Source organism: Sphingomonas sp. 10B4 (assembly GCF_035019905.1).
GTDB lineage: Bacteria > Pseudomonadota > Alphaproteobacteria > Sphingomonadales > Sphingomonadaceae > Sphingomonas > Sphingomonas glacialis.
Window position 1 is genome coordinate 1 of the sequence record NZ_JASJVC010000320.1, and the last position, 271, is coordinate 271.

Sequence of the window (271 nt, forward strand, 5' to 3'; positions counted from 1 at the left end):
TCGCCATCCGGCAAAATAATACTGATAAATTGCTTACCCAAGTCACGTAAATGTTGCTCAATTTTTGCTAAATAAAGAGGCGCGACCACCGTGTTAGTCACGATCGCGACGCGATCACCGGGTATATGCTGAGACAAAATTGACCGGTCAGACAAAACCGATTGCCCGATCAATATGGGATAACTGCGTTCAGCCAAATTGACATTCAGCGTTTGGAATAGTTGTTGATGCTGCATAGAGAAGCTGGATTGATTTGATGAGGCGGCACTCT

The 271-nt window shown here is 45.0% G+C and carries 1 pseudogene; it reads right to left on the reverse strand.

What is annotated here, in order from left to right:
* Positions 1-271, reverse strand: a pseudogene (locus QN347_RS19970) (hypothetical protein); the annotation flags it as partial.